The organism is Shimia sp., from assembly GCF_039969785.1.
GTDB lineage: Bacteria > Pseudomonadota > Alphaproteobacteria > Rhodobacterales > Rhodobacteraceae > Shimia.
This window is the reverse complement of the sequence record NZ_JBDVNC010000036.1, coordinates 1-26200: the sequence shown is the minus strand read 5'-3', so window position 1 is coordinate 26200 and position 26200 is coordinate 1. Positions and strand designations below refer to the sequence as shown.

The 26200-nt window shown below is 54.0% G+C and carries 23 protein-coding genes and 2 pseudogenes; 11 read left to right on the top strand and 14 right to left on the bottom strand.

From position 1 onward, the window contains the following. Nucleotides 1-25: 25 nt before the first annotated feature. A complete protein-coding gene (locus ABJI08_RS16505; RefSeq protein ID WP_348402945.1) occupies nucleotides 26-322 on the bottom strand; it encodes a virulence factor in 297 nt (98 codons plus the stop codon). Nucleotides 323-585: 263 nt separating this feature from the next. Here ABJI08_RS16505 and ABJI08_RS16500 point away from each other — a divergent pair, with 263 nt between their 5' ends. Both ABJI08_RS16500 and ABJI08_RS16495 read left to right on the top strand, forming a co-directional pair. Further along, nucleotides 586-1698: a Ppx/GppA phosphatase family protein gene (locus ABJI08_RS16500; protein WP_348402944.1), complete on the top strand. Its 1113-nt coding sequence runs from the start codon at nucleotides 586-588 to the stop codon at nucleotides 1696-1698. 94 nt (nucleotides 1699-1792) lie between these two features. Next, complete coding sequence (locus ABJI08_RS16495; protein ID WP_348402943.1) at nucleotides 1793-2515, top strand: RlmE family RNA methyltransferase; 723 nt, start codon at nucleotides 1793-1795, stop codon at nucleotides 2513-2515. A 301-nt stretch (nucleotides 2516-2816) separates the two neighbouring features. Here the strand turns inward: ABJI08_RS16495 and ABJI08_RS16490 are convergent, their stop codons facing one another. Next, a complete protein-coding gene (locus ABJI08_RS16490; RefSeq protein WP_348402942.1) occupies nucleotides 2817-3713 on the bottom strand; it encodes a lysophospholipid acyltransferase family protein in 897 nt (298 codons plus the stop codon). 155 nt (nucleotides 3714-3868) lie between these two features. Here ABJI08_RS16490 and ABJI08_RS16485 point away from each other — a divergent pair, with 155 nt between their 5' ends. Genes ABJI08_RS16485 through ABJI08_RS16470 form a run of 4 tightly spaced genes read left to right on the top strand, consistent with a single transcriptional unit; the run spans nucleotide 3869 to nucleotide 7188 of the window. Further along, nucleotides 3869-4762, top strand: coding sequence for a hypothetical protein (locus ABJI08_RS16485; protein ID WP_348402941.1), 894 nt, complete (start codon nucleotides 3869-3871; stop codon nucleotides 4760-4762). Continuing rightward, entirely contained in the window at nucleotides 4759-5460 is a 702-nt protein-coding gene (locus ABJI08_RS16480; RefSeq protein ID WP_348402940.1) for an acylneuraminate cytidylyltransferase family protein, read from the top strand. The genes ABJI08_RS16485 and ABJI08_RS16480 overlap by 4 nt, the downstream gene beginning before the upstream one ends. A gap of 7 nt (nucleotides 5461-5467) precedes the next feature. Beyond that, a complete protein-coding gene (locus tag ABJI08_RS16475; protein ID WP_348402939.1) occupies nucleotides 5468-6259 on the top strand; it encodes an SDR family oxidoreductase in 792 nt (263 codons plus the stop codon). Further along, on the top strand, nucleotides 6253-7188 hold the full coding sequence (locus ABJI08_RS16470; RefSeq protein WP_348402938.1) for a hypothetical protein: 936 nt from the start codon (nucleotides 6253-6255) through the stop codon (nucleotides 7186-7188). Before ABJI08_RS16475 ends, ABJI08_RS16470 begins: the two co-directional genes overlap by 7 nt. On the opposite strand, the gene neuC is transcribed toward ABJI08_RS16470, so the two are convergent. Further along, a complete protein-coding gene (neuC, locus tag ABJI08_RS16465; RefSeq protein ID WP_348402937.1) occupies nucleotides 7185-8306 on the bottom strand; it encodes a UDP-N-acetylglucosamine 2-epimerase in 1122 nt (373 codons plus the stop codon). The genes ABJI08_RS16470 and neuC overlap by 4 nt on opposite strands. A 133-nt stretch (nucleotides 8307-8439) precedes the next feature. Between neuC and ABJI08_RS16460 the strand changes: the two genes are divergently transcribed. Continuing rightward, nucleotides 8440-9234 (top strand): hypothetical protein, encoded by a 795-nt coding sequence (locus ABJI08_RS16460; RefSeq protein ID WP_348402936.1) that lies wholly within the window; start codon nucleotides 8440-8442, stop codon nucleotides 9232-9234. Next, on the top strand, nucleotides 9231-9950 hold the full coding sequence (locus ABJI08_RS16455) for a class I SAM-dependent methyltransferase (protein WP_348402935.1): 720 nt from the start codon (nucleotides 9231-9233) through the stop codon (nucleotides 9948-9950). The genes ABJI08_RS16460 and ABJI08_RS16455 overlap by 4 nt, the downstream gene beginning before the upstream one ends. Nucleotides 9951-9954: 4 nt before the next feature. Here the strand turns inward: ABJI08_RS16455 and ABJI08_RS16450 are convergent, their stop codons facing one another. The 9 genes and pseudogenes from ABJI08_RS16450 to ABJI08_RS16410 form a co-directional block, all read right to left on the bottom strand. Continuing rightward, complete coding sequence (locus ABJI08_RS16450; protein WP_348402934.1) at nucleotides 9955-10632, bottom strand: sulfotransferase family 2 domain-containing protein; 678 nt, start codon at nucleotides 10630-10632, stop codon at nucleotides 9955-9957. A 3-nt stretch (nucleotides 10633-10635) separates the two neighbouring features. After that, entirely contained in the window at nucleotides 10636-11679 is a 1044-nt protein-coding gene (locus tag ABJI08_RS16445) for an N-acetylneuraminate synthase family protein (RefSeq protein WP_348402933.1), read from the bottom strand. Between the two features lie 80 nt (nucleotides 11680-11759). Continuing rightward, nucleotides 11760-13082, bottom strand: coding sequence for a glycosyltransferase N-terminal domain-containing protein (locus ABJI08_RS16440; protein WP_348402932.1), 1323 nt, complete (start codon nucleotides 13080-13082; stop codon nucleotides 11760-11762). Continuing rightward, entirely contained in the window at nucleotides 13079-14368 is a 1290-nt protein-coding gene (locus ABJI08_RS16435; protein WP_348402931.1) for a glycosyltransferase N-terminal domain-containing protein, read from the bottom strand. The genes ABJI08_RS16440 and ABJI08_RS16435 overlap by 4 nt, the downstream gene beginning before the upstream one ends. Next, on the bottom strand, nucleotides 14365-15369 hold the full coding sequence (locus ABJI08_RS16430; RefSeq protein WP_348402930.1) for a polysaccharide deacetylase family protein: 1005 nt from the start codon (nucleotides 15367-15369) through the stop codon (nucleotides 14365-14367). Before ABJI08_RS16430 ends, ABJI08_RS16435 begins: the two co-directional genes overlap by 4 nt. Further along, nucleotides 15366-16514, bottom strand: a complete 1149-nt coding sequence (locus ABJI08_RS16425; RefSeq protein ID WP_348402929.1) for a GNAT family N-acetyltransferase — start codon at nucleotides 16512-16514, stop codon at nucleotides 15366-15368. Before ABJI08_RS16425 ends, ABJI08_RS16430 begins: the two co-directional genes overlap by 4 nt. A 797-nt stretch (nucleotides 16515-17311) precedes the next feature. Beyond that, nucleotides 17312-17950, bottom strand: a complete 639-nt coding sequence (locus ABJI08_RS16420) for a response regulator (protein WP_348402928.1) — start codon at nucleotides 17948-17950, stop codon at nucleotides 17312-17314. 94 nt (nucleotides 17951-18044) lie between these two features. Further along, nucleotides 18045-19985, bottom strand: coding sequence for a cache domain-containing protein (locus tag ABJI08_RS16415; RefSeq protein ID WP_348402927.1), 1941 nt, complete (start codon nucleotides 19983-19985; stop codon nucleotides 18045-18047). Between the two features lie 32 nt (nucleotides 19986-20017). Further along, a pseudogene (locus ABJI08_RS16410) lies at nucleotides 20018-21285 on the bottom strand (aspartate aminotransferase family protein). A gap of 288 nt (nucleotides 21286-21573) precedes the next feature. On the opposite strand from ABJI08_RS16410, the gene ABJI08_RS16405 reads away from it, so the two are divergent. The 3 genes from ABJI08_RS16405 (at nucleotide 21574) to ABJI08_RS16395 (ending at nucleotide 25673) form a co-directional block, all read left to right on the top strand. Next, entirely contained in the window at nucleotides 21574-22545 is a 972-nt protein-coding gene (locus ABJI08_RS16405) for a TAXI family TRAP transporter solute-binding subunit (RefSeq protein ID WP_348402926.1), read from the top strand. Nucleotides 22546-22638: 93 nt separating this feature from the next. Then, nucleotides 22639-25245 (top strand): TRAP transporter permease, encoded by a 2607-nt coding sequence (locus tag ABJI08_RS16400; RefSeq protein WP_348402925.1) that lies wholly within the window; start codon nucleotides 22639-22641, stop codon nucleotides 25243-25245. Continuing rightward, nucleotides 25242-25673 carry a universal stress protein gene (locus tag ABJI08_RS16395; RefSeq protein ID WP_348402924.1) on the top strand — a complete coding sequence of 144 codons (432 nt, stop codon included), beginning with the start codon at nucleotides 25242-25244 and terminating at the stop codon, nucleotides 25671-25673. The genes ABJI08_RS16400 and ABJI08_RS16395 overlap by 4 nt, the downstream gene beginning before the upstream one ends. Before the next feature lie 309 nt (nucleotides 25674-25982). On the opposite strand, the pseudogene ABJI08_RS16390 reads toward ABJI08_RS16395, so the two are convergent. Continuing rightward, a pseudogene (locus ABJI08_RS16390) lies at nucleotides 25983-26069 on the bottom strand (ATP-binding protein); the annotation flags it as partial. A gap of 28 nt (nucleotides 26070-26097) precedes the next feature. Further along, a partial coding sequence (locus ABJI08_RS16385; protein ID WP_348402763.1) for an IS3 family transposase occupies nucleotides 26098-26200 on the bottom strand: 103 nt, incomplete at its 5' end.

The window sequence follows — 26200 nt, the reverse complement described above, 5'->3', positions numbered from 1 at the left end:
GCGGTATCCAAAAAAGTGGGGCGCTTCATGCCCAGCCATCATTGTTGATCAATTGCTTGATACGCTCCTGATCAAATTCTGCTTCGAGCCGTGCAGCTTCGCTTTCGACGATAGCCTGCGGATCACCTTCGACCGGGTAGGGGGCAGCTTTGCGCCATTCTGAGAGATACGCATCCGTATCCGCAGCCCCAACTTTCATCGCCGCCCGGTCGATCGCCTGTTCAAAGCGTTCGGCCAGTTGTTTCTTGGCGCCGCGACGGCCTTTGCCCACAATAACCTGAGCTGGGATGTCGCGCCAATATACGATGGTGACGTCGGGCATGGTGGCCTCTGATTCCTCCGGTGTCGGTAATACAGTCGTAAGACAGTCCGCCCGATCCGTTTTGCACAATTTCGACAACTGGACAGCATTCCGCGACGCGAAAGCTGTGTCGTGTGCCTTGTAGCCAAAGATAGGCAGGGCTGGCCACAGGCAAGGGCATGAAATTTACACATGATGAAGATGAAGAGGCGCGCGACGGGGATTGCGGGATGCAGGGGGAGCGGCTAGGTTGAAAGCAACACGATAAACGGAGGGCGTGCAATATGACGCCCAAGCGTCCCAAAGGTGCGGGCGCAATCCTGAAACCGGTCGAGAGCCCCGCGCCGAAACCGCCCGATCCCAGCGAGCTTTATGCTGCGCTGGATTTGGGTACGAATAGTTGTCGCATGCTGGTTGCCCAACCCAAGGGAAATCAGTTCCATGTGGTTGATAGTTTTTCCAAATCCGTCCAGCTTGGGTCGGGTTTGGAATCGACCGGGCGTTTGTCACGCGGGTCGATGCGTCGCACGATTCAAGCACTGCGCATCTGTCAGCAGAAACTGAAACGGCACAAGGTGCGCCGGATGCGTCTGGTGGCAACCGAAGCCTGTCGGCGTGCCAAAAACGCACGGGATTTTATTCGGCAGGTCCACCGGGAAACCGGATTGCAGTTAGAGATCATCGAGCCCGAGGAAGAGGCGCGTCTGGCGGTGATTTCCTGTGCGCCACTGGTCAGTACAAAGACGGAACAGCTTTTGGTGGTGGATATAGGCGGCGGGTCTACTGAATTGGTGTGGATCGATCTGACGGCGGTGCCAAAAGTTGAGCGACCCCGCGCGATCATGCGGTTGCGCAGTGGGTTTCACAGTGCCGAAAGCCCGTTTCCGGCTGCCAAAGTTGTGGATTGGATCAGTGTGCCGCTGGGTGTTGCGACCTTGCGGGATCAATTCCGGGATGTTGAAGACGATTCTGCGCGGTTTGCGCTGATGAGCTGGTTTTTTGAGGAAAATCTGGCGGAGTTCGCACCGTACAAGGACATTCCGTCCAGCGAAGGATTTCAGATCATCGGCACCAGCGGTACAGTTACAACCGTGGCCGCGAGCCATCTGGGATTGCGCCGCTATGACCGGACCAAAGTGGACGGGCTGCGCATGACCAGCGATCAGATTGACAAGGTGATCCGTGGCTATCTTGCGCTGGGTCCCAAAGGGCGCCGTCAGGACCCGCGCATCGGGCAGGACCGTCAGGCCCTGATCATGAGCGGATCTGCAATTTTGCAGGCGCTTTTAAGATGCTGGCCGACAAACCGGTTGTCTGTTGCGGATCGCGGCCTGCGCGAAGGGCTTCTTTATGCCCAGATGAGTATGGATGGGGTGCTGGAAGACGGGCCGTTCTAAGGTTTGTTTCCCCGTTTTTCGGGCAATGTCGCGCATGACGTTTGCCTTATCCGTCAGGTCCCGGTAAACGGCCCTCTGCATTGGAGTGCATGACATGGCGAAGAAACCGACAGGCAAGAACACATCAGGGCGCGGACGACGCGATTTGACCGTAAAGGTCAAAACGGCGCGTGGACGCAAGCTGAGTTCAACGCTTTGGTTGCAGCGTCAGTTGAATGATCCCTATGTGGCGCGAGCGCAGGCAGAAGGCTATCGCGGGCGTGCGGCGTTCAAGATCATGGAATTGGATGATAAGTACCGGTTTTTGGTGCCCGGTGCGCGCGTTGTTGATCTGGGCTGTGCGCCCGGTGGCTGGTGTCAGATTGCAGTGCCTCGGGTGAATGCGCTGGGTGAGAAGTCCGGCAAGAAAGTTGGCACCATTCTGGGAGTAGATTTGCAAGAGGTGGAGCCCATTGCCGGGTGCGATCTTTATGTGTTGGATTTCATGGATGAAGGTGCTGATTATCAGGTCAAGGAATGGCTGGGTGGTAAGGCCGATGTCGTGATGAGCGACATGGCGGCATCAAGTTCCGGTCACAAACAGACAGACCATTTGCGGATCATGTCGCTGTGCGAAGCGGCTGCATATTTTGCATTTGATGTTCTGGAAGAGGGCGGCACATTTGTGGCCAAGGTTCTGGCCGGTGGCGCCGAAGGTGAGCTGCAAAAGCTGCTAAAGCAGAAATTTACCAAGGTCGCGAATGTGAAACCCCCTGCCAGCCGATCTGACAGTTCGGAAAAATTCGTTGTAGCGTCTGGTTTTAGGGGGGATATCTAAGGTCTTTTGTGCAGCGACGCTGAGGCGGATTTCAAAAAATCTGTGAGCATGTCTGCAGACGCAGTGTCTGGTTTAGCCCGCGATTGCGGCGATGCGGCAAGATGTTCCTGACGGATCAGTTCGAACAGACGGGCATGACGCCGCTTGGGCGCGAGTGCCGAAGGGGGCACGTGTTTCACTGGAAGTCTCCATTGGCAACGTGACCGGCGAGCAGTGGTCACAGCACCAATATGAGGACCGTTAACGGTATTATTCTTGCGAAATTGCGGTGATTTCTTGGTGTTTTGCCCGGAAAGGCGGATCAGAGGCGATCGTCAGGTGTGGCATTTCCAGCGTTTTTCCAACGGTTATGGGTCCACATCCATTGTTCCGGATGGGCGCGCACCTGAACCTCAAGGCTGTTATTGAGCTGTTGCGTCATGTTCTCGGCCGTGTCTGGTTCGATGGGTGTCTCAACAATTATATCAAAACTGCCGTCGGCCTGACGGATGGCATAGCAGGGCACAATCAAGGCATTGTATTTCAACGCCATTTCAGCCGCCGACAAAGCCGTTCGGGCGGGCTTGCCCATAAATTCAAGGATCGGGGCGTCGTTCATGCGCTGATCCAGGATCAGGCCAACCATTCCGCCAGAGCGCAGATGTTTGACCATTGCTGCCATGCCCCGGCGTCCCCGCTCGAATAAGGGTTCACCAATGGCGGCCATGGCCGCAACGTAATGCTTGTTGAAATAGGGGTTGGACATTTTCTTGTAGAGGCCGCCAATTTGATAGCCGCGCCCGATAAAGGCGGCGTTGACCGCCTCGTAATTGCCGATATGGCCGGTGATCAGCATAACGCCGCGACCCTCTTCCTGGGCCTTTGTAATGGCAGGCATACCAACGCCGTCAAGCTCAAGCCGTTGCACACGCTCGGAAAACTCGTGTGGAGAGTAGAACTCCATCAGCGTGCGGCCCATGTTGTATGGCACGCCCGAGACAATGCGTTTTACCTCGTCTAGTGTGAGGTCGGGCAGCGCAATGGACAGATTTTTGCGAATGCGGCGTCGCGTGCCGGTAAGTGGTGCAATGACTTTGGTGGCCACCAATCCGCCAACATGTAATCGCGTGTCATAGGGCAGCAGGCGCATCAGCCCAAGAAACCCGCGAAACACAAGGTCGGACAACCAGTGAACAAATGTCTGAATGCGTGTTTTCATGGCGGTGCGTGCTGGTCTCTTTGGCGCGTCAAAACCTGACGCCGCCCGATACTTAGTAAGCGCAAGAAAACTGCGCAAGTGGTTTGAGGTTGCAACAATAATATGGTCCACTTAATTGAGTGCAGGCACGAAATGGATCAAAGGACCCGTCAGCGATGAATGCGAAAGCGGAATGGCAACTGGTTCTGGTCCTTTGGGGCACCAAATACGGCGTGAAAGAAGTTGCGCATTTGATCGACACGGTTCGCGCCCATGCCAGTCGGCCTTTTCGCACGGTTCTGATCACTGATCGGGATCGTGAAGGATTGGACGCAGAAATTGTGCAGCGGCGCATTCCTGAGTTTTTTATGCGCCCGGAAATGCGGGGTGGTGGTTGTCAGGCCAAGTTGGTGATGTTTGAAGACAGCATCGTGCCGGATGATCTGCCCGCGATATACATCGATATCGATACGGTTGTGTTTGGTGACATGGCCCGCTTTCTGGATGTCCCCAAAAGCCCTAAAGGGTTGGTGCTGTTTCAGAGTGCGATGCTGCCCATTGGTGCGCTTGGGCGGTTGGCGTGGCGGTTGACTGACAAGCGAAAATACGCACGCGGCAACTCGTCAATTGTGGTCTATCATCCACGCGAATGTGGGTATGTCGCGGCAAAATTCCGGGCGCTTCAGGCGGAGCACGGAGATCACGGTGTGCGCCCGATGATTGCAGATGAACGTTTCATGAGCTGGGCTGCGCAGGCACATTTGCAGGCTATTCCGCGCCGAATGGCTGTGAAATTCCCGACTGAGTTCATGTTGCCCTGGCCTTGGCTGATTTATCTGCGGGCGTCCATGCCATGGGTGCGGGCGCGATGGGCCGGGCTGCTGGCCGTGACGCTGCCGGGGATCGAGGTCAAAGGTCAGGCTCTTTTGGAGATGCCCGAGGGAGGCCGGGTTGTGGACCGAAAGGGGCGCATTTTGATCTGGTCGGAAAAGGCGATTGGCCCGCTTAAGGGACGCCTGATGACGTATTACAAAGCAATTCAGCAAGATGAAGAGGAGCCCGCGCAATGATCTTGGGGCATATCGGAGCCCGAAAAGGGTCAAAGGGCGTACCAGGTAAGAATTTCCGGGACCTGTGTGGCAAGCCGTTGATCGACTGGTCGTTGGATCAGATGTTGGAGCACCCGCAGGTTGATGCGGTGGTGGTGTCGACGGATGATGAGGCGATGTATGCGCATGCGGTCGCTAAGGGAGCGTTGGATATAGGGTTACGGCCCGCGCATCTTGCTACGGATGAGGCCCCGAAATGGGGCGTTTGGCAACATGCGCTTGAGGCCGGGCAGGCCGCATTGGCGCAAAATGTAACGGCGTTTCTGGATCTGGATTGTACAGCACCTTTGCGGTTGCCCGAGGATATTGGTGGGGCGTTGGATCTGTTTGCCGCCCAAAAGCCGGATATGGTGATGAGCGTGTGTGAAGCGCGCAAGAATCCTTATTTCAATCTGGTAGAACCGGACGAAACCGGCGCGTTGCATGTTTCCAAACCCTTGCCCGGGGGGGTCTGGGCACGACAAGCAGCGCCAACCGTTTATGAACACGCCGCCAGCACCTATGTGGTTGATCCGAGCTATCTGCGCCGCGCTGAGACCATCTATGAGGGGCGTGTGATCCCGTTCGAGATGCCACCGGAACGCTGTGTGGATATTGACGCGCCGCTGGATTTCAAGCTGGTGGAATTTCTGATGAATGACCGCCTGAACAGCAATTGAGGATGCCATGACCAATCAACTGAGCGACCGCACCATTTTCATCACCGGCTCTGGCGGGGTATTGGGTTCAACCTATGTGCGCCGGATGCTGGACGCCGGGGCCAAGGTTGTGGCGACCGATCTGGAAGGCGCGCGTGCGGACGGATTGGTTGAGGCGCATGGCGACAACCCCAATTTCGGTTTCTACCACATGGATGTGGGTGACGAAGAACAGGTTACATCAATCTTTCAGCGGGTGATGGCTGATGGCTGGAAACCCAATGTTGTGTTGAACAATGCCGCCATCACTGGTGAGATGTTGATGGGGGCGGGCAAGCCATTCCCGGATTTTGCCGACACCACGGTGCATGATTTTGAACGCACCATGCGTACCAATCTAACCGGGGCCTTCATGGTGGCACGTCAGATGGACCGGGACATTATCGGCAAATGGCCTGCGGCGCTGGTCAATGTGGCGTCGATGTACGCTCTGAATGGTGCGCATCACCCGATATATGACGGCATGCCGTTCAAAAATTTCTCGGCCTATGGCGTCAGCAAGGCGGGGATACATGGGTTGACGGTCTGGCTTGCCGGGTATTGGGCCAAACGGGATGCAACGGTGAACACGATATCGCCGGGTGCGGTGTTCAATGGACATTCGGAAGAGTTTCAGCGCCGTGTGGGCGAGTTGATCATGCAAAACCGCATGGCACAGCCGGATGAAATTGCCGATGTCATGCTGTTTTTATGCAGCAATCAGGCCGGGCATATGACCGGGCAGATGGTCAATGTTGATGGTGGTTTTTCGGCGTGGTGATTGCGGTCATCGGTGCCGGATCTATCGGGCGTCGTCACGCGGCCAATCTGGAGAGCCTTGGCGAGCGGACCGACTTGATCGGGTGGCGTGGGTTCGACGAGATCGCGTTTGAAAAACGCGGCGATATCGAGGCGGTGGTGATTGCCACGTCTACACCAATTCGACTTGAGCTGATCGAGATGTGCGCCGCGCAAGGATGGCCGTTTTATGCGGAAAAGCCGTTAGCATGGCGTGTGGCTCAGGCCGAAGCGATACATGCAGCCGGGGCTGCAGTGGCTGATCGATCCATGGTTGGATTCATGATGCGATATCACCCGGCCATGCGTGATTTGGTTGAACGGGACCTGTCCGGGATTTACGGGTTTTCCTTTGAGATTGGTCATGATGTGCGCCAGTGGCGCGAGAACTGGTCGTTTGCGGGAAGCTATGCCGCAGAGCCCGAAGGCGGTGGCGTGTTGCTTGACTTGTGTCATGAGATCGACATGGCGATGGCCTTGTTCCCTGATCTGAACCTAAAATCTTGTGATGCTGTCGGGCATGCGGCATTCCCGGGCGTGGATTTTTCGTCTCGGCTGTCGCTGGCATCGGGGAGCGGCACAATTGGGTCAGTCGCGGTAGATTATGTTGCACCTGTCTCAGTGCGCCGCGCGGCGCTTAGGGGCACAGACGCGATCATCGATCTGGATTTCCTGGGCCCCGAGATGCGTATCGCAGACGGGACGGGCGAAACACACATGCCTTACACGTTTGAGCGCAACGATATGTTTATGGACGCCATGCGGGACTTTCTGGCGTCGGTGCGTGGGCAAAATGGCTCGGGCAATCCGTTGCTGCCGCGATTTGATAGGATGCGCGCCAGCAGTCTGATGATCGCCAACGCGTGGGAAACGCGGGTATTTAGCGGTGTTGTCGATATGGATATGACTTAATCGGGGTCGTGGAATGCTTTTTGCAAGGCTTGAGTCCAAAAGGTGTCATCCTCCAGCGCAGTGACAAATCGATCAGCCGCGCGGCCTTCGCCAAACCCGGTATGGGGTGCGTGACGTTGACCCCATTGTGTGGTCAGGAAATCGGCAATTGCGGCCTGGTCAGTGGCAGGACAGGAAAACACCGAGTCCGACTGTGCCCGATTGGTTTGGCGGGTGCCTATGTCCAATGAAGGCAATCCCAGAAAAGGAGCTTCGCGTACGCCTGCGCTGGAGTTGCCCAACATGCAGGCGGCGTTCTTCATCAGTTCGGAAAAGTGATTGAACCGCATTGAGGGATATTGACGAAACCGCTCAGGTGGCAAGGCGTCCAGAACGGCAAATATATCCTCGGATCCGGGGTCATTATTTGGTGCGATAACGATGAAATTGCGCCCGGATGCGTCCAGTTCGCCAAACAGAGCGTGGGCTTGTGCACCCATTGTGGCTTGTTCGGACGTGACAGGGTGAAACACCACAATACCAAATTCTTCAAACGGGATATCGTAGTGGTCTTTCACCTCATCCAGCGTCACGCCCGAGCTATCGGCGTGAAAATCAAGCTCCGGCGACCCGATAACATGCACAGAACCGGAGGGTTCTCCCATGGCCATCACGCGACGTTTGGCATCCTGAGAGGAGACGAAATGATGACTGGCAAGTTTGGTGTTGCAGTGGCGGTAGATCTCGTCGATCGTGCCGGAAACCTCGCCACCTTCGATATGGGCGCACGGAATATAGTTGGTTGCTGCGACAAGCGCGCCTGCGAGCGCTTCGATCCGGTCGCCATGCACCACCACAAGATCGGGGCGAGTTTCAGTGATATAGTCGGAAAACCCCACGACAGTTTTCGCCAAAACGATGTCCTGAGGATCGCCCGGGCGTTGGTTCAGGTATTCATGTTTGGTCACACCGGGCAGGCGGTGCACTTCGATCTTGGTGCGCCCGTAGCGGTCCAGCATGTGCATGCCCGTCACGAAAAATGAAATGCCGAAACCCGCGTCGCGCAAAGCGATGGCCAGCGGTTTGAGCTTGCCAAAATCGGCGCGTGTGCCGGTTAGAAAAAGAATGTTACGGCTCATGGGGTTCCGGGTATATTTGACGGGACAGTGGCGGGCACCCTAGCCGAGCGTCAGAACAAGCTCAAGCGGATCAACGGCTGGACAAGACCGAGCCCGTCGCATAGTCAGAACCTTCATTGTTGAGGGAAAGCCGGTGTCTCAGAGTGATCGTACGGTTCTGTGCATGAAGTGGGGAACGTTGTTTCCGCCGGACTATGTGAATGTTCTCTACAATGCCTGCCATACGGCAATTACCGGGCCGTTTCGGTTTGTTTGCCTCACTGATGATGGGGCAGGGTTGGATGATGGGATCGATGTATTGCCGATCCCGGATATCGGTCTGACTGAAGCCGAATGGTTTACACCCGGTGTGTGGCCCAAACTGAGCCTTTATGTTCCGCAATTGCATGATATTCGCGGCCGGTGCTTGTTCATTGACCTTGATATGGTCGTGTTGGGCGGGCTGGACGAGATGTTTGATCATTCTGCACCCTTTATCGGTATTGGCGTAGGACCGGGGTGGCATCCGGGTGCAAAAGAAACCCATCCGCGGCATCTGGGCACGGGGATTTTTGCATTTGAAGCAGGGGCGCATGTAAATGTGCTTGAGGCGTTTCAGCACGACAAGAGCGCGGCGCGCGCATCTTTTGCCAATGAACAGGATTTTGTGTTGGGTCATGTTGAGGATGTGCAATATTGGGAGCCGGGATGGGTGCTGAGTTTCAAGAGATACCTGCGACGCCCCATGTTGGTCGATTTGGTGTTGCCGCCAAAGTCGCCACCTGCGACCGCAAAAGTCGTCGCCTTTCATGGTGATCCGCGCCCGATTGATTTGATTTCTGATCGCGCCGGGTTCTGGGATAAGTTTCCGCACATGGGACATGGTCCTGTGGGCTGGGTGTGTGATTATTGGGTCAAAAACGGCGGGCGTATTCCGCCGTTTGAGTGAACAAGGAAGTCTGGGGTATGGGCATGATTGGATCGCTGAAAGAGCGCTTTCGCCAGTGGAAGCTGAACCGACGCAGCCCGGCTGACGTGTTCACCCGGTATTATACGTCAAACAAATGGGGCGATTCTGACAGTCGATCTGGCAAAGGATCCAATCTGGCCACAACCGAAATCGTGCGGGCCGCCTTGCCAAAGCTGGTCAATGAGCTGCAGGCGGAGAGCTTTTTGGATTTGCCGTGTGGCGACTATTTCTGGATGCGCAACGTTGATTTGGGTGTCAAATCATACACAGGAGGTGACATTGTCGCGCCGATGATTGCCGCCAATCAACAGGAGTTTGGGCGGGACACCGTAAAGTTCGAGGTGATCGATCTTATTCAGGGACCAGTTCCAGCGCATGACATTGTTTTTGTGCGAGACTGTCTTGTGCATTTGTCCAACGCTCATATTGCGGCAGCGGTTCGCAATATCAAAGCGTCGGGTTCACAATGGCTGGTCACAACGACAAATCCGGACACCGCAGAAAATGTTGACATTGCCACTGGTCAGTGGAGGGCGCTGAACCTGCGGGCGGCACCATTTTCGTTTCCGGAACCCAAACGGATGATCGACGAAAGCCAGCCGGGCCTAAAAGGCAGTCGACATGACAAGTTTCTCGGCGTCTGGCGGATCGCAGACCTGCCTGATTTGTCCGCTTTAGAAAACGTGCCAGAGTAGCGGATCACAACCCGTCGATGACTGGATCGTATCCGAGCAATGCGAAGTCGCGTGCATAAAGAGTGTCTGCTAACTCTTTTGATTCACTATCAAAATATATTTTCCATGGACGCTTGTCGGTGCGGCTTTTAGTTTCATTGACGCGTCGCAACGTAACGTCGCCCATGCCCAGGTCATGCGCCATCGCGTCGAAATCGTCGGCCAGGCTTTCGAATTTCATCAACCTGTGCACCAAAAGAGCACCGTTTTCGTCGATCAGAAAGTGCGCCTGATCCGGCAGGCGCGCGAAAAACGTGTCATTCCAGAACGGCTTTTTCATGCGATAGCGCAGATAGTCGGCAAAGGACATGTTGGCGATCTTTTCCGCGATTTTGGGTATGCGGAACTGTTTCATGAATTCGTAATGCGACACGGCGTGATCATAAGGATTGCGCACCACGGCAAAGCGATGAAACCGCTCAAACACATCGGGGCCCAGTTTGCGGCGTACCCCGGCGGCAGATTCATGTTTGCGCAGATAGACCGTATCCGGGGATTCCACGATGGGGAGTCGCCGTACAAACGACCTCCAGACCGTACGCGGCGGATAAACCCCAAACGGCTCAAGTGCCGATGTCATAGCTGTTCCAGCCGTTTTAGGTACATGCACAAAGATGAAGTTATGTGATTGGGACAGGATCATAAGTCAGCCAAAATCCGACCAGCGCAGTTGCGTGTTGCGTGTCACGGCGTGGTTCAGCGTCTTTCCTACGACCTTGTCGAACTCAAATCCGGGAATTTCGCCGGAGCCAGGGCGACGGGCCCAGATGTCGGATTCGGTGATGACATGCCCGGCAGGCAGATCGGCATCGGCGACAACCGAAGCACGTGCAAAGGCATATACTGGCTCTTCGGCTTGCGTGCGCTGTTTGGGATTGTTCGCGGCGATCCAGATTTCGCGTGAACGTTCGATGAGCAGACGCAATTCGGACGGATCCATAGAATTGATAATATCCGGCCCCTGACGATAGCGCGTATCGGTGTAATGGCGTTCGAGGATACAAGCACCCAGAGCGACTGAGGCCAACGCCATTTCCGGTCCGATTGAATGGTCAGAAAAACCGACAATAGCATTTGGAAATGCGGCCTTTAGCTCTGTAACACCCTGAAGGGATACGATTTCCGGTGGAGATGGATAAAGGTTTGTGCATTCCAGAAGCGCATAATCAACCCCGGCTTCGTCCAGAATGGCGACCGAGCGACGCATGGTCTCAACGGTTTGCATTCCGGTCGACATGATGATCGGTTTGCCCATGCGGGCAATGTGGCGGATCAGCGGCAGATTGTCAGCTTCGCCCGACCCGATCTTGAAGGCAGGCACATCCGCATCATTCAGGAAATCCGCGGCGCGGCGCGAAAATGGCGTTGAAATGAAGATCATACCGAGGTCTTCGGTGTAACGTTTCAGTTCCAGTTCATCCTCACCCGACAGCGCACATTGGGCCATGACGTCCCAAATTGACACATCCGCGTTGGGCGGGAAAATCTCTTTGGCTTCATCGGTCATTTCGTCATCTACGAAGTGGGTTTGGTGTTTGACCATTTCGCAGCCCGACAACGCCGCAAGACGTACCATTTCCTTGGCCACTGCCAGATCACCGCCGTGATTGATACCAATCTCTGCAATCACCAAGGGGGGGTGATCGGGGCCGATTTCACGGTTGCCAATTTTGATGGAGCGGTTGGACATGCGCGTGTCTCCTGTGAGGTTTCCCGAGTGCTAGCGTCTTGGCGGGATGGTGTAAAGTTTCGCGCCTTTGTGGTGTGACGTCAGGGCGACCTGGAGATGACACGATCTATAGCTTCCAAGGTCCGCGTGCTGGCACCGCGATGGCTGGCCACAAAGGCGGCAATCGCTTGTTTTGAAGCGGCTTTTTCATCGCTAAGCGCCTGTATCATGGCCATGGGAGTGTCATAACTCTTGGCAACCCCGGCGGCTTTGGCTTCGACAAAGGGGAATTCTATGGTCCACACGTAGGGACCAACCAAGACTGGTTTTCCGGTGGCCAGCGGTTCGATAATATTATGCGCGCCGCGTTCGTTGAACCCTCCGCCAACGATCACCTGATCAGCCAGCGCGAGAAAAAAATACATCTCGCCCAGACTATCGCCCAGAAAAACATCCGCTTCTGGCATATGGTCTGGAGTTTTGGTCAGGCCAACCGGGCCGGACGGAAAAATTTCGCTGCGCTGGCAAACAGAGAGACCAGCCGTTTGGATTTTCTCGGCCAATGGCGTAAAGCGTTCCGGTGCGCGTGGAACATAGACGAAATAAGGCACTGGCAGGCTTTTTGCGCGGGCCGTTTTTTGCACGTCTTCAATCAGGGCGATATACAGGTCTTCTTCGGCCTCGACCCCGCTGGCGATGGTGATAAAGGGGCGATCCTGCGCGCACAAGGACGCACGGGCCGCTGGGGCTGCGGAAAGCAGGCCCTCGGGTATCGGTTGATCAAAGCGCAATTCGCCGGTCACGGTGATGTTTGTCAGGCCAATAGCTGCAAACCGATCCGCCTGAAGTTGGGATTTTACTAACGCGCCGTCACAGTTTGCGATGATGCGTTGGCGCATACGCAAGCCTTTGCTGTCACGCGCCAATGGGCGGCTGGCATATTGGCTGTTGCACAGGTAAATCGGTACGCCACATTTATGGGCTGTGGCGATCATATCTGGCCAGATCTCTACCTCGAGCGGCAGACCGATGCGCGGGGTGCAGGCGGAAAAAAAGCGCCGGTAACAAAACGGCATATCCAGCGGTGCCCATACCACGGCCAGTTTCCCGGATTTGATTGCAACACCAAATTGCTTTTCAGCCTCGCGACGACCCGCTGGGGTTACGTTGGTGATCACCACGTGTTCACCGCGTTCCAACATCAGATGGATCAATGCCAGCGCTGAACGGGTTTCCCCAAGGCTGACACCATGCACCCACAAAGCGCCTCGTGGTAAGGGGCGGTCATACCGCCCAAAACGTTCGCCAAGGTGTTGAAAGTAAAGCGGGTCTTTGCGGCTGCGCCGGTGCAAATATAACAATATCACTGGCAGCAGGATCAGCCATGCCAGCCGATAGAAGAACATGAAAACACGCAGGATCATGATGGGGTCTTTATCAGCGAAACAAGTTTTGCAGCAAGGGGCGAAAGCCCGTCGTGGGCTTGAGCGACAAGTGCTTTGGCTTTGGTCTGCACGGTAGAGTCGTGCAGTCGAGCGACGGTCTGAGCCAGCTGATCAGCCGGGTTTGATTTATCGATGATCCGGGTCAGCAAACCTGCGCTGTCGACCTGATCATAATCATCCTCAAAGTTTTGTGTGTCGGGTCCGCAAATCACCGGAACGCCCAGGCATATGGCTTCCCACGGATTGTGCCCGCCTCGCCCCTGAAATGAATTTCCGATCAGGGCGTGATCCGCTAATCGATACCAGAGCCCCAATTCTCCAAATGTATCAGCAAGATAGACGGCGGTGGATGCATCCATGCGATCATTTTTACTGCGCTGCGCAAAAGAGATATTCAGCCGGTTCAATTCGGCGGCGATTTCGCTGGCCCGCGCCGGAATACGCGGGGCAAGGATAAGCAGTCGGGCAGGGTCCTCAGCAAAGATGTGGGATTGTGCTGCCAGTGCAACAGCCTCGTCACCTTCGTGGGTCGACGCGGCAACCCAGACTTTGCGCCCGCTCAACCCTGTTTGGAGGTTTCGCAGCGAATCCGGATCATGGACCAAGGCCGGTGCAGCCGGTTTAAGCGAGGGGAATAGTTGAACGTCATTTGCTCCGAGTTGCGCCAGAAAGTGCACCGTTTCCTGGTTCTGTGATCCAACCAAAAGAAACCTGGACAGGATGTCCGAATTCAAACGGCCCAGACGGGCGCGGCGGCGAAAGCCTTCAGCTGTAATGCGGGCATTTATATAGGCTTGTGGGATTTCGCGATTTGCGATGTCCATTACGGCGCCGGGCCAGACGTCCTGTTCGGACCAGACCGCCAGATCGGGCCGCCAGTGATCGAGGAAAGCGTTTACAAAGTTGGGTCCATCCAGTGGCAAAAACTGATGCAAGGTGTTGGGCGGCAGGTTCGCGCCTGCGACCTTTGCAGAAGACCGGGCCGTAGATGTGATCAGAAAGCTCAAGTCGGGCCGTTGTTCGCTCATTGCAAGGATCAGAGGGCGTAGCGCCAAAACTTCGCCCAGACCAACGGCATGCAGCCAGACCAGTGTGCCGCCTGGACGGGCCAGCGTTGCGTGGCCCAGTTTTTCGCCTGCGCGTGCCTGGGTGTCTTTGCCTTGCGCAACGCGACGGCGCAAAATCACGCGCATGAGCGGTTGCAGGGCTGGGCGCAATGCCAAGTAGGCGCGCAACATCAATCCGGGAGCGGCGGGCGAGGTCACGCGCGATCCTGTCGTGGGCGGGCTGCCAATAACCACGGATCATCAACGGCGTCTCGGGCTTTTGGCAGGTCGTTTGTATCAAGGCGCGGAATGCGCAAAGGGTCTTGGCCTGTTGAGGGTGTTAGGTGTGGTTCGACCGTAAAGCCAATTTGGAAACCTGCGGACCGCACTGCGTCACACACCAGATCGTTGTGACTCCCGAAGGGGTAGCAATAGAAGCCTCCTTTAACAGGAGCGCCGATTTTGGTCAGTGCCTGAACACTGCCCGCGACCTCTTGTGCAAGGCTGGCGGCGTCAGTTTGGGCGTGCCAGAGGTGGTCGTGCCCATGGCCGCCGAATTCCATGCCCGCATCGCGCATCTCTTTTGCCTGATCGACATTCAGATACAATTCGGCGGCGAATTGAGTCTGATCACGGCTTACGTGTTTGGAAAAGAGATAATCGGTTGCCGTTTGTCTGACATCGCAGGGCAAGGCGTGTTGCAACAGGCGTTTGAAATACGAAACCGATGCGCTGTCATACCGATTGGCGTGCAGGTGTTCACGGCGTAATCTGGTCACGTCAAGTGTGGTCTCTCGGTGCAGGAAATCATCAAGTTCCGCGGCCAGGTCGACGTCTTCTGCCGCGTTGGACAGCACAAATTGAACCTTGTTGACGTCCAGCATGCGCTGTTCGACAAGTGATTGATAAGGTGTAAAAAACAGACCCGACAACCCACGTGAGCAAAGCGCGGGCAACACGTATTGATAATGATCGCTGTAGCCGTCATCAAACGTCAGCAAACAAGCGTTGGGCGGTAATGCAAGGCGGCCTTGAATGGCCAGGCGCAGCTGGTCGGGCGAAATCATTGCGTAATGCTCGGACAAATAGTCGGTCTGGGCCAAAAAATGGTCGAGCTCGAGTGCCTTGAGGCGTGGAAACGCAGAGGACGCAACCGGGCGTACATAATGATACATCACCACGGTAAGCGACGAACCGTCCGACGTGAGGTACCCGGTCACAGGTCTTTGCTTTCGTAATACGCCAGTGTTGGGCGATCCAGATCCATGTCTCCTTTGGTGATGTGCAATTGGGAAAACGCATAGAGATCGTCACGCGCATTGCGGCTCCAAAAGGCAACCGAAGTCGTTGGGGGACGCCGTAACTCGACGGGATAGAACAGCGAGGGTAAGTCAATCAGAGGATCATCTACAGCTGAATTCCAATAGCGCGCGCGCGCCTGCCCAACCAGAGGGGCGTATGTAAAGCTGGCATCGACAAACGCGGCTCCACGACGATGGGCTTCGGCCTCGACAAAGTTGAACGCGGCGGCAAAGTCGTGAGGATCGCCGAACAGATCAAGCAAATGAAGGATTGGCGTGTCCAGCACATGGTCCTGACGCAGGATAACTCCAGCCCCTTTGCCCGGGGTTGAAACAGAGTGAACACGATACGCATCATGCGCAAACACCGGATGGTTGTCATACCGCCAGCTCAAATGGCGGTCCTTGCGAGCATTCATGCCCATACAGTTCATCGGGTGGGCATGTTTGCCGAGATCGCCAAGATCAAACGCATTGCAGCGAACTGCCTCATGGGCAACTTCCGGGCAATAGGATTGGCGTTTTTTGACGAGCGATAAAGCTGAGGGGATCGCATCAGTAAACAATTTTACTTTGTCGAAGTCCGTTACGTGGAAAAAACGTGGGATGTGGGCCAGAAATGTGAACCCGCCGCCGAGGTAAAGTGGTTGAGCTGCAGACGTAATCCCGGCCCCCATCAACACGTCGTAATGGTTTTTCAGGTAGGTCAAAATCCGCGTTCCGACCCCACGGCCTCGCGCAGTTTCATTTACGATCCAAGTTGTCAGTTCGGCACCGCGAGTTTCCCCCGTCGGTAAGATAAATGTCCGGGGGTTAGCGCCCATAACGGCAACAATTTTGTTGTTTTGCAGCGCAACTACGCTGTGGTTATTCCCGCTCGCGTCTGGTGCCTCGCAAAACTGCCAGCGAGTGAAATCAGCGCGCCCCAATGCAATGGGGCGCTGCCAATTGAGCGCATAGAAATCTGCAACGTCTTTGTCTTTCAATCCAGCCTTAAAGGCCGTTGTGATCTGTAAAGTGTCTTCATTGAGAGACGTATGATGCTGTGCGCGGTGTCGGTGCATGATTGTGAGTTCAGATTGTTTGTGGTCCGAGTGTGCAAGGTGTCACAGCTTTGCTTGATAGGAAAGCTGTTTGGCATAGCAAAATCGACACCCCATTGATGTTCCAATGGCCGCAGTGAAGCTTGCTGCTAGGCCTAAAGTAGACGAATTCAGTGGGCCTTCGCATTTCACGTGCCACGCTGCATATCTGCGAACAATCCGAAAGAAATTCAGCTTCCAGTCTGTCTTCGGAGAATTCGACGTCGAAAAGCAGCTAATGACCCAACCCAAGGATTCGCAACACTTGGCCGAATAGCGGCAAGTCCTTTTAGACCTGAACAACGAGTCGGGACGGGGCAAGTTCTTCGCGTGTAGAACTACGCTGACAACAACGACGAAATTCCCGATTTCCAGGCACTAAGCTAGAGCATCCTAGTTGAAGGTACGCTCGAAATCTTTAACAAAGGCATGACCGAAGGCGTGATTGCGGACGGGTCCTTGCAGCGTTGACGTTTGATCGAATACGCAAGGTCGCGCCCGTAATCCCCCGTTTCGGGTGGATTGGAAAGGCAATGAACAAGTTGTTCCAAAAGAACAAAAAAACGCTAGGTATCAACGGGCGTTTTGGTGCAGTCACGTCTGACATCGTCGATGGGTCCTGTTGTTTCTCCGGCACATGTTCTCAATAATGCATCCCGGCCCCGATAGTCCCGACACCCTGGGCCACGGGTCCACGAACGCTGAGGTGTTCAACGCCTCGCCTCACTTTTCTGGCAGCACAGGTGACGGAGGTGCTATGAAACGTGGATCCAGCACTTTCAATTCAACGGATCAATGTCGCCTAAATCATCGCTCTCTAAAAGCGCTGTTGAGCCCGAAAGGTCAATCAGTTCCGCAACTGATCCAATCGACATTTTTTCCAGAATCCGCGCACGATGATGGTCTACTGTTCTTGGGCTAATATCCAATTCGCGACCCACCTCTTTGCTAGACGTAGTCGACGGATGCGTTATCATAAATAAAGCGATTTCTTTTTCGCGCGCAGTCAAGCGATCAAATTTGGTCCTTGCTATCTTTGTATTCTCATCAGCACTTCTCGTTTCCAGATCACGTGCGAAGGCCGTCTCGATACAGGCAACTAGGTCTCTTTGACGAAACGGCTTCTCAAGAAAATCTATCGCGCCGGCCTTCATTGCTTGTACAGATTCAGGCACCCCGCCTTGTCCGGATATAAACACAATTGGGATCGAGATTTTTACCTGTGCAAGGTACTTCTGGAGATCCAGCCCGTTCAACTCGGGCATGCCGTAATCCAAGATCAGGCAGCCCGGCCGGTTCGGATCGAATGCCTCCAGGAAGGCTTCGGCCGACGAAAAGCTCTCCACTGAATACCCGCGTTTGTCCAAAGCACGTGAAAGGCTGGTTCGAATACGGTCGTCGTCGTCGACAAGAAACACAGTTGAGTACCCGTCACGACACATTGTCATTTTTGAGCCAATCTCACTTCTGAAGTGTCACCAAAAGCCTTGATCCCAAAAAGTGGAGCGTTTTTCAAGACGGAACGGTCAGACAAAACCTTGCTCCCTCGTGGTAATCCGCATCAAACCAAAGACGTCCGCCGTTTGTTTCAGCAATGGTTCGGCAGATTGAAAGGCCAAGGCCCATGCCTTCCATTTTACTTGTCTCAAACTGCTTGAACAGAGTGACGCCAGGAGCAATGCCCGGTCCCGTGTCTTGCACCCAAATCTCTACGTGATTTGACTTCTGCCATGCAATGATTGCAACTTCCCTTCGCGGGCTGTTGGCCTCCGCCATCGCTTCAATCGCGTTGCGGACCAAGTTCATAATCACCTGCGCAATCTGGATTCGGTTTCCGACAACAAGAGGCATATTTTTTACATTAAAGCGCAGAGAAACCCCTTGCGACAAAGCCTCGTGATGCAGAAGGTTCTCAGTTTGCTTGGCTAACTCATTAACATCGAACGGGACTATCTTACCCTGGTCTTTTCGGACAAAGCCGCGCAACGCATGCAATATGTCGCCGCCCAGATGCGCCTGCTCATCAAGCTCATTCAGGATATTCAGCAAATCGGGATCTGCGCCTTTTTCTTGTTTTGCAATTGTTATCGCGGCGTCGACGTTTTGTGATATCGCGGTCAATGGCTGACTGAGTTCATGCGCCAATCCGGTTGCCATTTGGCCCATTAAATTAACGCGTGCAAAGTGAGACATATCTCGATTGAGTTCGAGAATACGCGCGTCGGCTTCGCGACGTTGCGCAATCTCGTAGATCAACGTTTCGTTGGCCTGTTCGAGTTCTTTGTACGTCTCTGGCAATGGGGACGCCGCAGACACTTCACCTTGCGAAACAAGTGCTGTGCGAACCGCAAATGCCCGGACGGGTCTGAGAATAAGGTCTGCCAACGCCAGGCCTGCAAGACCAACCGCAAACGAAATAGCTGCTGCAAGCCAAATATTGCGCATGCGGTTGTCTATAATGCTCTGAGTGAAGTCCCTTTCAGGGGCGAAAACGGCGATGGTCCACGGCAAGTTAATCCCAGCCAAAGGCTTCAGGTAAGAAACATATTCATCTTTGCCGTATTTGAATTCAGATTGGTATTCCTGTTCAATCTTGATCATACCAGTTGCGTTAAACTGCTTGAAGGCAGCTTGAGCCACCGGATCATCGATGTCTTCGATACCAATAAGGTTCAGAGCATCATTCCCGTCACCCTCGATTATCTGGCCTATGTCTGGATGAGCGATGACCCTGCCATTTTCATCCAAAATGAGAGCAGAACCACGATTGCTCAGCGCCAAATTCGCTAAGAAATTTGATATCGTCGATATTTCAATATCTACCCCAATTACGCCCTTGAAGGCCCCTTTTTCGTAGACCGGAACAGCAACGGTTATTCCAAGCTGACGTGATGAAAAAAAGACGTATGGTTCTGTCCAAACGGTGGCCCCTTCATGTTTCGCGGATTTGTACCAAGGCCGTGTTCGAGGATCGAAAGTGTCCGCTGGATCGGCTTCGGTCGCGACAACAGAAAAATCTTTCTCGCGCCAAGTAAACCTAGCGGCAGGGGCGGCATCAAGTGGGCGAATGATTTTCGTTCGAAACGGGCCGGGCCCGTTGGAGCGCATAACATATGCAAAGTTGCCGGTTTCATCGCCGAAATAAATGCCAGCAATTTGAGACACTGTTTGCAGGTGCTGATAGAGAAATTTTTCCAGCTCATCGAAGTCATCAACATCGATAACACCGCTTTCTAAAACCCGACTGGAAAGCATTGCGGCGTCGCGCGCGGACGTTAGAAACCCCTTGGAATTCTCGCTCGCATTTGTGCCTGCTTCCGCCAGTCTGTCACGGGCATGTTGAAGCATCGCTTTTTCAGATGTGATATAAGATGTTGAAACAACGATCAGGATGGCCAGGAATTGCAGCCCGGCCAAGCTAAGTGCAAGAACCATGCCGAGTGATAGCTTCATGACACTTTCACCCTAAAAAGCTGTCTGCATTGTTACTGCAGGTCAACATTTCGCAACGCCTTTTCAAAGGCTGTTCCTAATTTATCGACTAATTCATCCAAGTGTTCAGGTTCACATATATATGGCGGCGCAAGCAACACGTGATCGCCGTGTTTCCCATCAATAGTTCCACCCATTGGATAGCAAATCAAGCCTTCGTCAAGGGCAATCTTTTTTGAGATGAGCATGGAATTTTAGTGACGGATCAAGGCAGGCTTTGCTTTCACGATCTTGCACAAATTCAACACCCATAAAAAGGCCACGACCGCGAATGTCACCAACATTCGGATGCTGACCGAGGCGTTCGTTCAGACTATGGCGCAAGTACGCGCCCTTGACTTATGCAGTTTGGACCAGACCTGACACCATTTTGAACAACTGCAAGACCGGCGGCACAGGCTGTAGGATGGCCTAGGTAGGTATGGCCGTTCTGAAAATAGCCTGACCCGTCTGCTATTACTTCATAGATTGCTTTGCTGCACATCATCGCGCCGATAGGCTGATACCCACCTCCCAAACATTTAGCTGTCGTGCAGATGTCAGGGGAAATCCGCCTCTGATCAAAAGCAAAAAAGCGCCCCGGTGCGACCCATTCCACGCACTAACTTCATCGAGAATGAATAGAACGCCGTATCGATCACAGATTTCGCGAATGCGCGCAGAATAGCCGTCGACAGCGGGAACAGCGCCTAATGTCGCGCCCACAACCGGTTCCGCGACGAAACACATAACTTGATCAGGTCCAAGCCTCAGAATTTCTGCTTCAAGCTCATTTGGCATGCACAAGCCGTAGTCGAGACTAGTTTCGTCGGCGTTTTGACTGCGGTAGGCGCAACAAGGACGCAATGTGGCTTACATCCACCAGAAACGGCGCAAACTGCGCGCGGCGCCATTCGTTCCCACCCACTGCAAGCGCACCCAGCGTATTGCCGTGATAGCTTTGTCGGCGGGCGATGATTTTGTGTCGATCCGGTTGCCCAATTTCAAGGTAATACTGCCGCGCCAGTTTCAAGGAAGCTTCGATTGCTTCTGATCCGCCAGAAACGAAATAAACACGATCAAGCCCGCCGGAAGCGTGCTCCACAAGCAAGTCTGCCAACTGCTCCGCTGGCTTGGACGTCAAGAAGCTGTTGTGCGCATAAGCCATCGAATCAAGCTGAGATTTGATAGCTTCAATGACATCTTTGTCGCCATGCCTCAAACAAGAAACAGCTGCACGGCCCGATCCATCAAGGTATTTTTTGCCTCCTGAATTAAGCAAATACTCCCCGGAGCCGTGCGCTCACTCAGGCGGCAAGCCACTGGAGTTTCTAGGGAAAACCCGCGATATCGTTCAATTTCCACAATGAGGTCGTCTCAACATCCCATGCCTAGGCGATTCTTGCCATAGGCAGTTACGCGCATAGACTCGGCCTCGACTTGCTGAGACCTTGCTATCCGTCTTGGGTTGAAAATCCGAGAGAGCCTCGCGCCAGTGCGTTTGCACGTAAGCTTTGCTGTTTGTCAAAATAGTGCGTCAGGACGAATAAAAAAGGACTGGGAGAAAAACATGTCAAAAAATAAATTCACATTTTCCGCATTGGCGGCGATTTCGCTGTCGATGGCAGCGCCTGCTGCAATAGCCGAAGAATTCATCACGATCGGTACTGGCGGCGTGACAGGTGTTTACTATCCGACCGGCGGCGCGATTTGCCGTTTGGTCAACAAAGGCCGAAAAGAGCACGGCATCCGTTGCTCTGTGGAATCAACGGGCGGCTCGGTATACAACATTAACACAATCCGCGAAGGCGAGTTGGAATTTGGTGTTGCTCAATCTGATTGGCAGTACCACGCTTATAACGGCACATCGAAATTCGCCGATGCTGGCAAGTTCGAAGGCCTGCGCGCTGTTTTCTCGGTGCACCCAGAGCCCTTTACAGTTGTTGCACGCGCGGACGCCGGCGTGACATCCTTTGATGATCTCAAAGGAAAGCGCGTGAACATTGGCAACCCGGGTTCCGGTCAACGCGGAACAATGGAAGTTCTGCTGGAGGCAAAAGGCTGGACCAAGGACGATTTCGCTCTGGCAACAGAGCTGAAAGCAGCTGAACAATCTGCTGCGCTGTGCGACAATCAGATTGATGCGATGGTTTATACCGTGGGTCACCCTTCTGGTTCGATTCAGGAAGCAACGACAGCATGTGACTCCGTTCTGGTCACTGTGGATGGTGACGCCGTTGCAGGTCTGGTTTCAGACAATTCCTTCTATCGTACAGCAACCATCCCCGGTGGCATGTACCGTGGCAATGATGCCGACACAGCAACTTTTGGTGTAGGTGCAACTTTCGTCACATCGGCAGACGTGTCTGACGACGCTGTATATGCAGTTGTGTCTTCAGTGATGGAAAACATCGAAGACTTTAAAAAGCTGCACCCAGCATTCGCCAATCTTGACCCCAAAGAGATGGCAACGGCTGGTTTGTCCGCACCCCTGCATCCAGGCGCTGCTAAATATTACAAAGAAAAAGGTCTGATCGAGTAATTGGACGGATTCTTCGGAGGGGCGTTTTGCGGCCCTCCGTTTCAAGACAATGAAAAAAAGTGGCTTAAGCCGCGACTCAGGGGGAATTGAAACATGGCTGATAAATCATCAGAGAACCGCGCTTTAAGCGAAGAGGAGCTGCAGGATCTGGTTGCATCCTCCGACGCTGGCGCGCGCGCCCCTGCGGGCAATGTTGGAACGCTATTGGCGATTGTCGCTGTTGTTTGGTCTTTGTTTCAGGTTCTTTTGGCATCCCCTCTGGCAAACTACGTTCTGCCCGGGGATATCATCAACAACTCCCGTCAGGTACACCTCGCGTTTGCGATCTTTCTCGCGTTTATGGCGTATCCTGCTTTGAAGTCCAGTCCACGCCATTACATCCCCTTACAGGACTGGTTCCTTGGGTTATTCGGCGTTTTTACCGCGCTGTACGGGTACATTTTTTATCAGAAGATCGTCAATGCAGGTGGCCTAGCAGATGACATGGATAAATGGTTCGCACTTGCAGGCCTGTTGATCCTGTTTGAAGGCGCGCGCCGCGCACTTGGCCCAGCGATGGCGATCATTGCGACAATCTTTTTGGGTTATGTTTTCTTTGGTTCATCTGAATGGGTCCCCGACGTCATCCGCTGGAAAGGTGCGTCGCTGAAGAAAGCGATGAGCCACATGTGGATCACTTCTGAGGGGGTCTTTGGGATCGCATTGGGAGTCTCAACCAAATTTGTGTTCCTGTTCGTTTTGTTCGGTGCTCTGCTCGATAAGGCTGGCGCCGGGAACTACTTTATCAAGATGGCATTTGGCGCTCTGGGGCATCTCAAGGGCGGCCCTGCGAAAGCAGCCGTTGTTGGATCGGCCGCGACTGGTCTGATCTCTGGTTCCTCAATCGCCAACGTGGTGACAACTGGTACCTTCACCATTCCCCTGATGAAGCGTGTTGGGTTCTCCTCTGAGAAAGCTGGCGCAGTTGAGGTTGCTTCCTCGGTAAATGGCCAGATCATGCCGCCCGTGATGGGTGCCGCAGCATTTCTGATGGTTGAATATGTGGGTATTTCGTATGTCGAGGTGATCACTCACGCCTTCTTGCCCGCGACAATCTCTTACATCGCTTTGGTCTATATCGTTCATCTGGAAGCGGTGAAAAACAACATGCCAACGCTGGGTAACCGGGTTGTGTCAATGGGCAAGACGATTGGCGGAATGGCAGCGTTCTTCGTGGGATTTGCTGGCCTTTGTTATGGCGTTCAGTATCCTGTTTCATGGATTGCTGCCGCCGCCGGCGATAGCTCGGCGCTGGTGATGTCGGTCCTGATCTTCGTGTCCTATGGTGTGCTTTTGTGGCTTGCGGCCTCTGTTCCTGATTTGGAGCCCGATGACCCCAATGCCAAAGAAGTGGAACTGCCTGTTGTGGGTGAGATCTACAAATCCGGCCTCTATTATCTGCTGCCGATCATTGTGCTGGTTTACTTCCTCATGATCGAGCAGAAGTCTCCCGGCCTGTCTGCATTCTGGGCGACAATGCTGCTCTTTGCGATTCTGCTAACACAGCGTCCGCTCAAGGCGATCTTCCGCGGTCAAAGCGACATGGCTGAAGCGATCACTCAAGGGGTCGCTGACCTGATCCAAGGTCTGATCGACGGGGCTCGCAACATGATCGGTATTGGCCTGGCAACGGCCACAGCGGGTGTCATCGTTGGCACCGTAACGCTGACTGGCGTGGGGCAGGTTATGGCTGATCTTGTCGAGTTCCTTTCTGGGGGCAACTTGATTTTGATGCTGGTAATGGTAGGGCTTTTGTCCCTTGTCCTTGGCATGGGTCTTCCGACAACGGCCAACTATATCGTTGTGTCCTCGCTTATGGCGGGTGTCGTAGTGGAGTTGGGCGCACAATCGGGCTTGATTGTGCCGCTGATCGCCGTGCATCTTTTTGTGTTCTATTTCGGTATCATGGCGGATGTTACACCGCCTGTGGGTCTTGCAAGCTTTGCAGCTGCGGCCGTTTCCGGTGGCGATGCCATCAAAACAGGTTTTGTGGCCTTCTTTTACAGCCTACGCACCGTGGCGTTGCCATTTGTGTTTATCTTCAACACGGACTTGCTTTTGATTGATGTCACCTGGATTCAGGGTATATTGGTTTTCGTGACTGCCTCAATTGCGATCCTTGTGTTCACGGCAGGGACGATGGGCTGGTTCATGACTAAAAGCCGTATGTACGAAAGCGTCGCTTTGATCCTGATCGCGTTCACCTTGTTCCGACCAGACTTTGTCATGGACCGAATTCAGCCTCCGTTTGAGCAGATCGATCCAGCTGGTTTTGCAACTGCTCTTGGAAATGCTAGTGAAGGCGCCGAATTACGGCTGATTGTATCCGGGCCTGACTTTGATACAGGTGTGACGAAGGAAACCACGCTGGTTCTGCCTGTAAGCGCGGGGTCAGGCGATGAAAGGCTGACCGCCTCGGGTCTGCTTTTGTTAGAGGAAGATGGCGTGGTCAAAATGGACGAGCCGGCGTTCGGGTCGCCCTTTGCGGACACACTAAGCAGTTTCGATTTTTATGCCGATGATCCTGTGCAACTCGCTTCGGTAAGTGCACCTGCTCAACAAATGCCCAAAGAGCTGATCTTCATTCCAGCGTTGATTTTTCTGGCATTGATCGCCTTTCTGCAACGTGCCCGTATGTCGAAAGAAGGAGTACCAGCATGAGTAACTCTGTTTTATGCGCCGTAGACGTCAGCAATGGCGATGAAGATAACAACACTATTCAGGCCGCCGCACGTCTGGCGAAACTGGATGACGCACAGCTCGATGTGATTGCAGTTTTGCCGGATTATGGCATCAGCCAGGTCGGCAGTTTCTTTAGTAAAGACCATCACGACCAGATGGTTGAAGATGCGAAAATTGCTTTGAACGCTCTTGTTACCAAAGTGCTCGATGCAGAACAGAACAAAAAGGTTCGCCATGTTGTTGCGACAGGCCGGGTCTATGAGGAAGTGCTTAAGCTTGCAGAGGCCACAAATGCGGGCCTTATCGTTGTGGGTGCGCACGATTCCGACTTAGCCGACTATTTATTAGGACCAAATGCAGCGCGAGTCGTAAGGCACGCGAAATGCTCGGTCTTTGTTGTTCGCTAGACAACCGCGGCTATTTTCAGTTGTAGAACCGTTTTATCGTTTGGGCAAAACGTTACGCGTTTTCGCCCGTTCTTTCTGATGGCCTGCCCCCCAAGAACAGCAGCCCTGTTTTTTCGGACCAGTTTGCAGCCTGCTTATGTTGGACCATGAGTTTTGCTCATGTTGTGTCAACGGCGGAGTAAAAACCTACCACCGTGGCGGAGCAAAAGTCGGCCAGTTTGGTGTGTGCGCCCTGGAGCGTGCGGCTCTCATATAGCAAGCGCGTTCCGAGGCGCATTGGCCGTCAGGCCAATTCTGTGGGGGTCATTTTCAGGTGACAGCGAGGCGAGCGCGGCTTTGGTTGAGGCGGTAGCTTTCACCGTTCATCTCAAGGATGTTGACGTGATTGGACCTGTCCCGCTTTTGTTCCGCCCCAAGTGCTCGTTTAAGCCAGCTTTCGTTCGAAAGCGACCGGGCTTTTCCAGCCGAGGGCTGAGTGCCTTCTGCGTGGATTGTAGAAGCCGTTGATGTATTCAAAGATTGCCATT

Excerpts from the sequence above, each read along its gene's own strand:
- ABJI08_RS16505 (WP_348402945.1), bottom strand. The coding sequence starts at position 322 with ATGCCCGACGTCACCATCGTATATTGGCGCGACATCCCAGCTCAGGTT.
- ABJI08_RS16500 (WP_348402944.1), top strand. The coding sequence starts at position 586 with ATGACGCCCAAGCGTCCCAAAGGTGCGGGCGCAATCCTGAAACCGGTC.
- ABJI08_RS16495 (WP_348402943.1), top strand. The coding sequence starts at position 1,793 with ATGGCGAAGAAACCGACAGGCAAGAACACATCAGGGCGCGGACGACGC.
- ABJI08_RS16490 (WP_348402942.1), bottom strand. The coding sequence starts at position 3,713 with ATGAAAACACGCATTCAGACATTTGTTCACTGGTTGTCCGACCTTGTG.
- ABJI08_RS16485 (WP_348402941.1), top strand. The coding sequence starts at position 3,869 with ATGAATGCGAAAGCGGAATGGCAACTGGTTCTGGTCCTTTGGGGCACC.
- ABJI08_RS16480 (WP_348402940.1), top strand. The coding sequence starts at position 4,759 with ATGATCTTGGGGCATATCGGAGCCCGAAAAGGGTCAAAGGGCGTACCA.
- ABJI08_RS16475 (WP_348402939.1), top strand. The coding sequence starts at position 5,468 with ATGACCAATCAACTGAGCGACCGCACCATTTTCATCACCGGCTCTGGC.
- neuC (WP_348402937.1), bottom strand. The coding sequence starts at position 8,306 with ATGAGCCGTAACATTCTTTTTCTAACCGGCACACGCGCCGATTTTGGC.
- ABJI08_RS16450 (WP_348402934.1), bottom strand. The coding sequence starts at position 10,632 with ATGATCCTGTCCCAATCACATAACTTCATCTTTGTGCATGTACCTAAA.
- ABJI08_RS16445 (WP_348402933.1), bottom strand. The coding sequence starts at position 11,679 with ATGTCCAACCGCTCCATCAAAATTGGCAACCGTGAAATCGGCCCCGAT.
- ABJI08_RS16440 (WP_348402932.1), bottom strand. The coding sequence starts at position 13,082 with ATGATCCTGCGTGTTTTCATGTTCTTCTATCGGCTGGCATGGCTGATC.
- ABJI08_RS16425 (WP_348402929.1), bottom strand. The coding sequence starts at position 16,514 with ATGCACCGACACCGCGCACAGCATCATACGTCTCTCAATGAAGACACT.
- ABJI08_RS16415 (WP_348402927.1), bottom strand. The coding sequence starts at position 19,985 with ATGAAGCTATCACTCGGCATGGTTCTTGCACTTAGCTTGGCCGGGCTG.
- ABJI08_RS16405 (WP_348402926.1), top strand. The coding sequence starts at position 21,574 with ATGTCAAAAAATAAATTCACATTTTCCGCATTGGCGGCGATTTCGCTG.
- ABJI08_RS16400 (WP_348402925.1), top strand. The coding sequence starts at position 22,639 with ATGGCTGATAAATCATCAGAGAACCGCGCTTTAAGCGAAGAGGAGCTG.
- ABJI08_RS16395 (WP_348402924.1), top strand. The coding sequence starts at position 25,242 with ATGAGTAACTCTGTTTTATGCGCCGTAGACGTCAGCAATGGCGATGAA.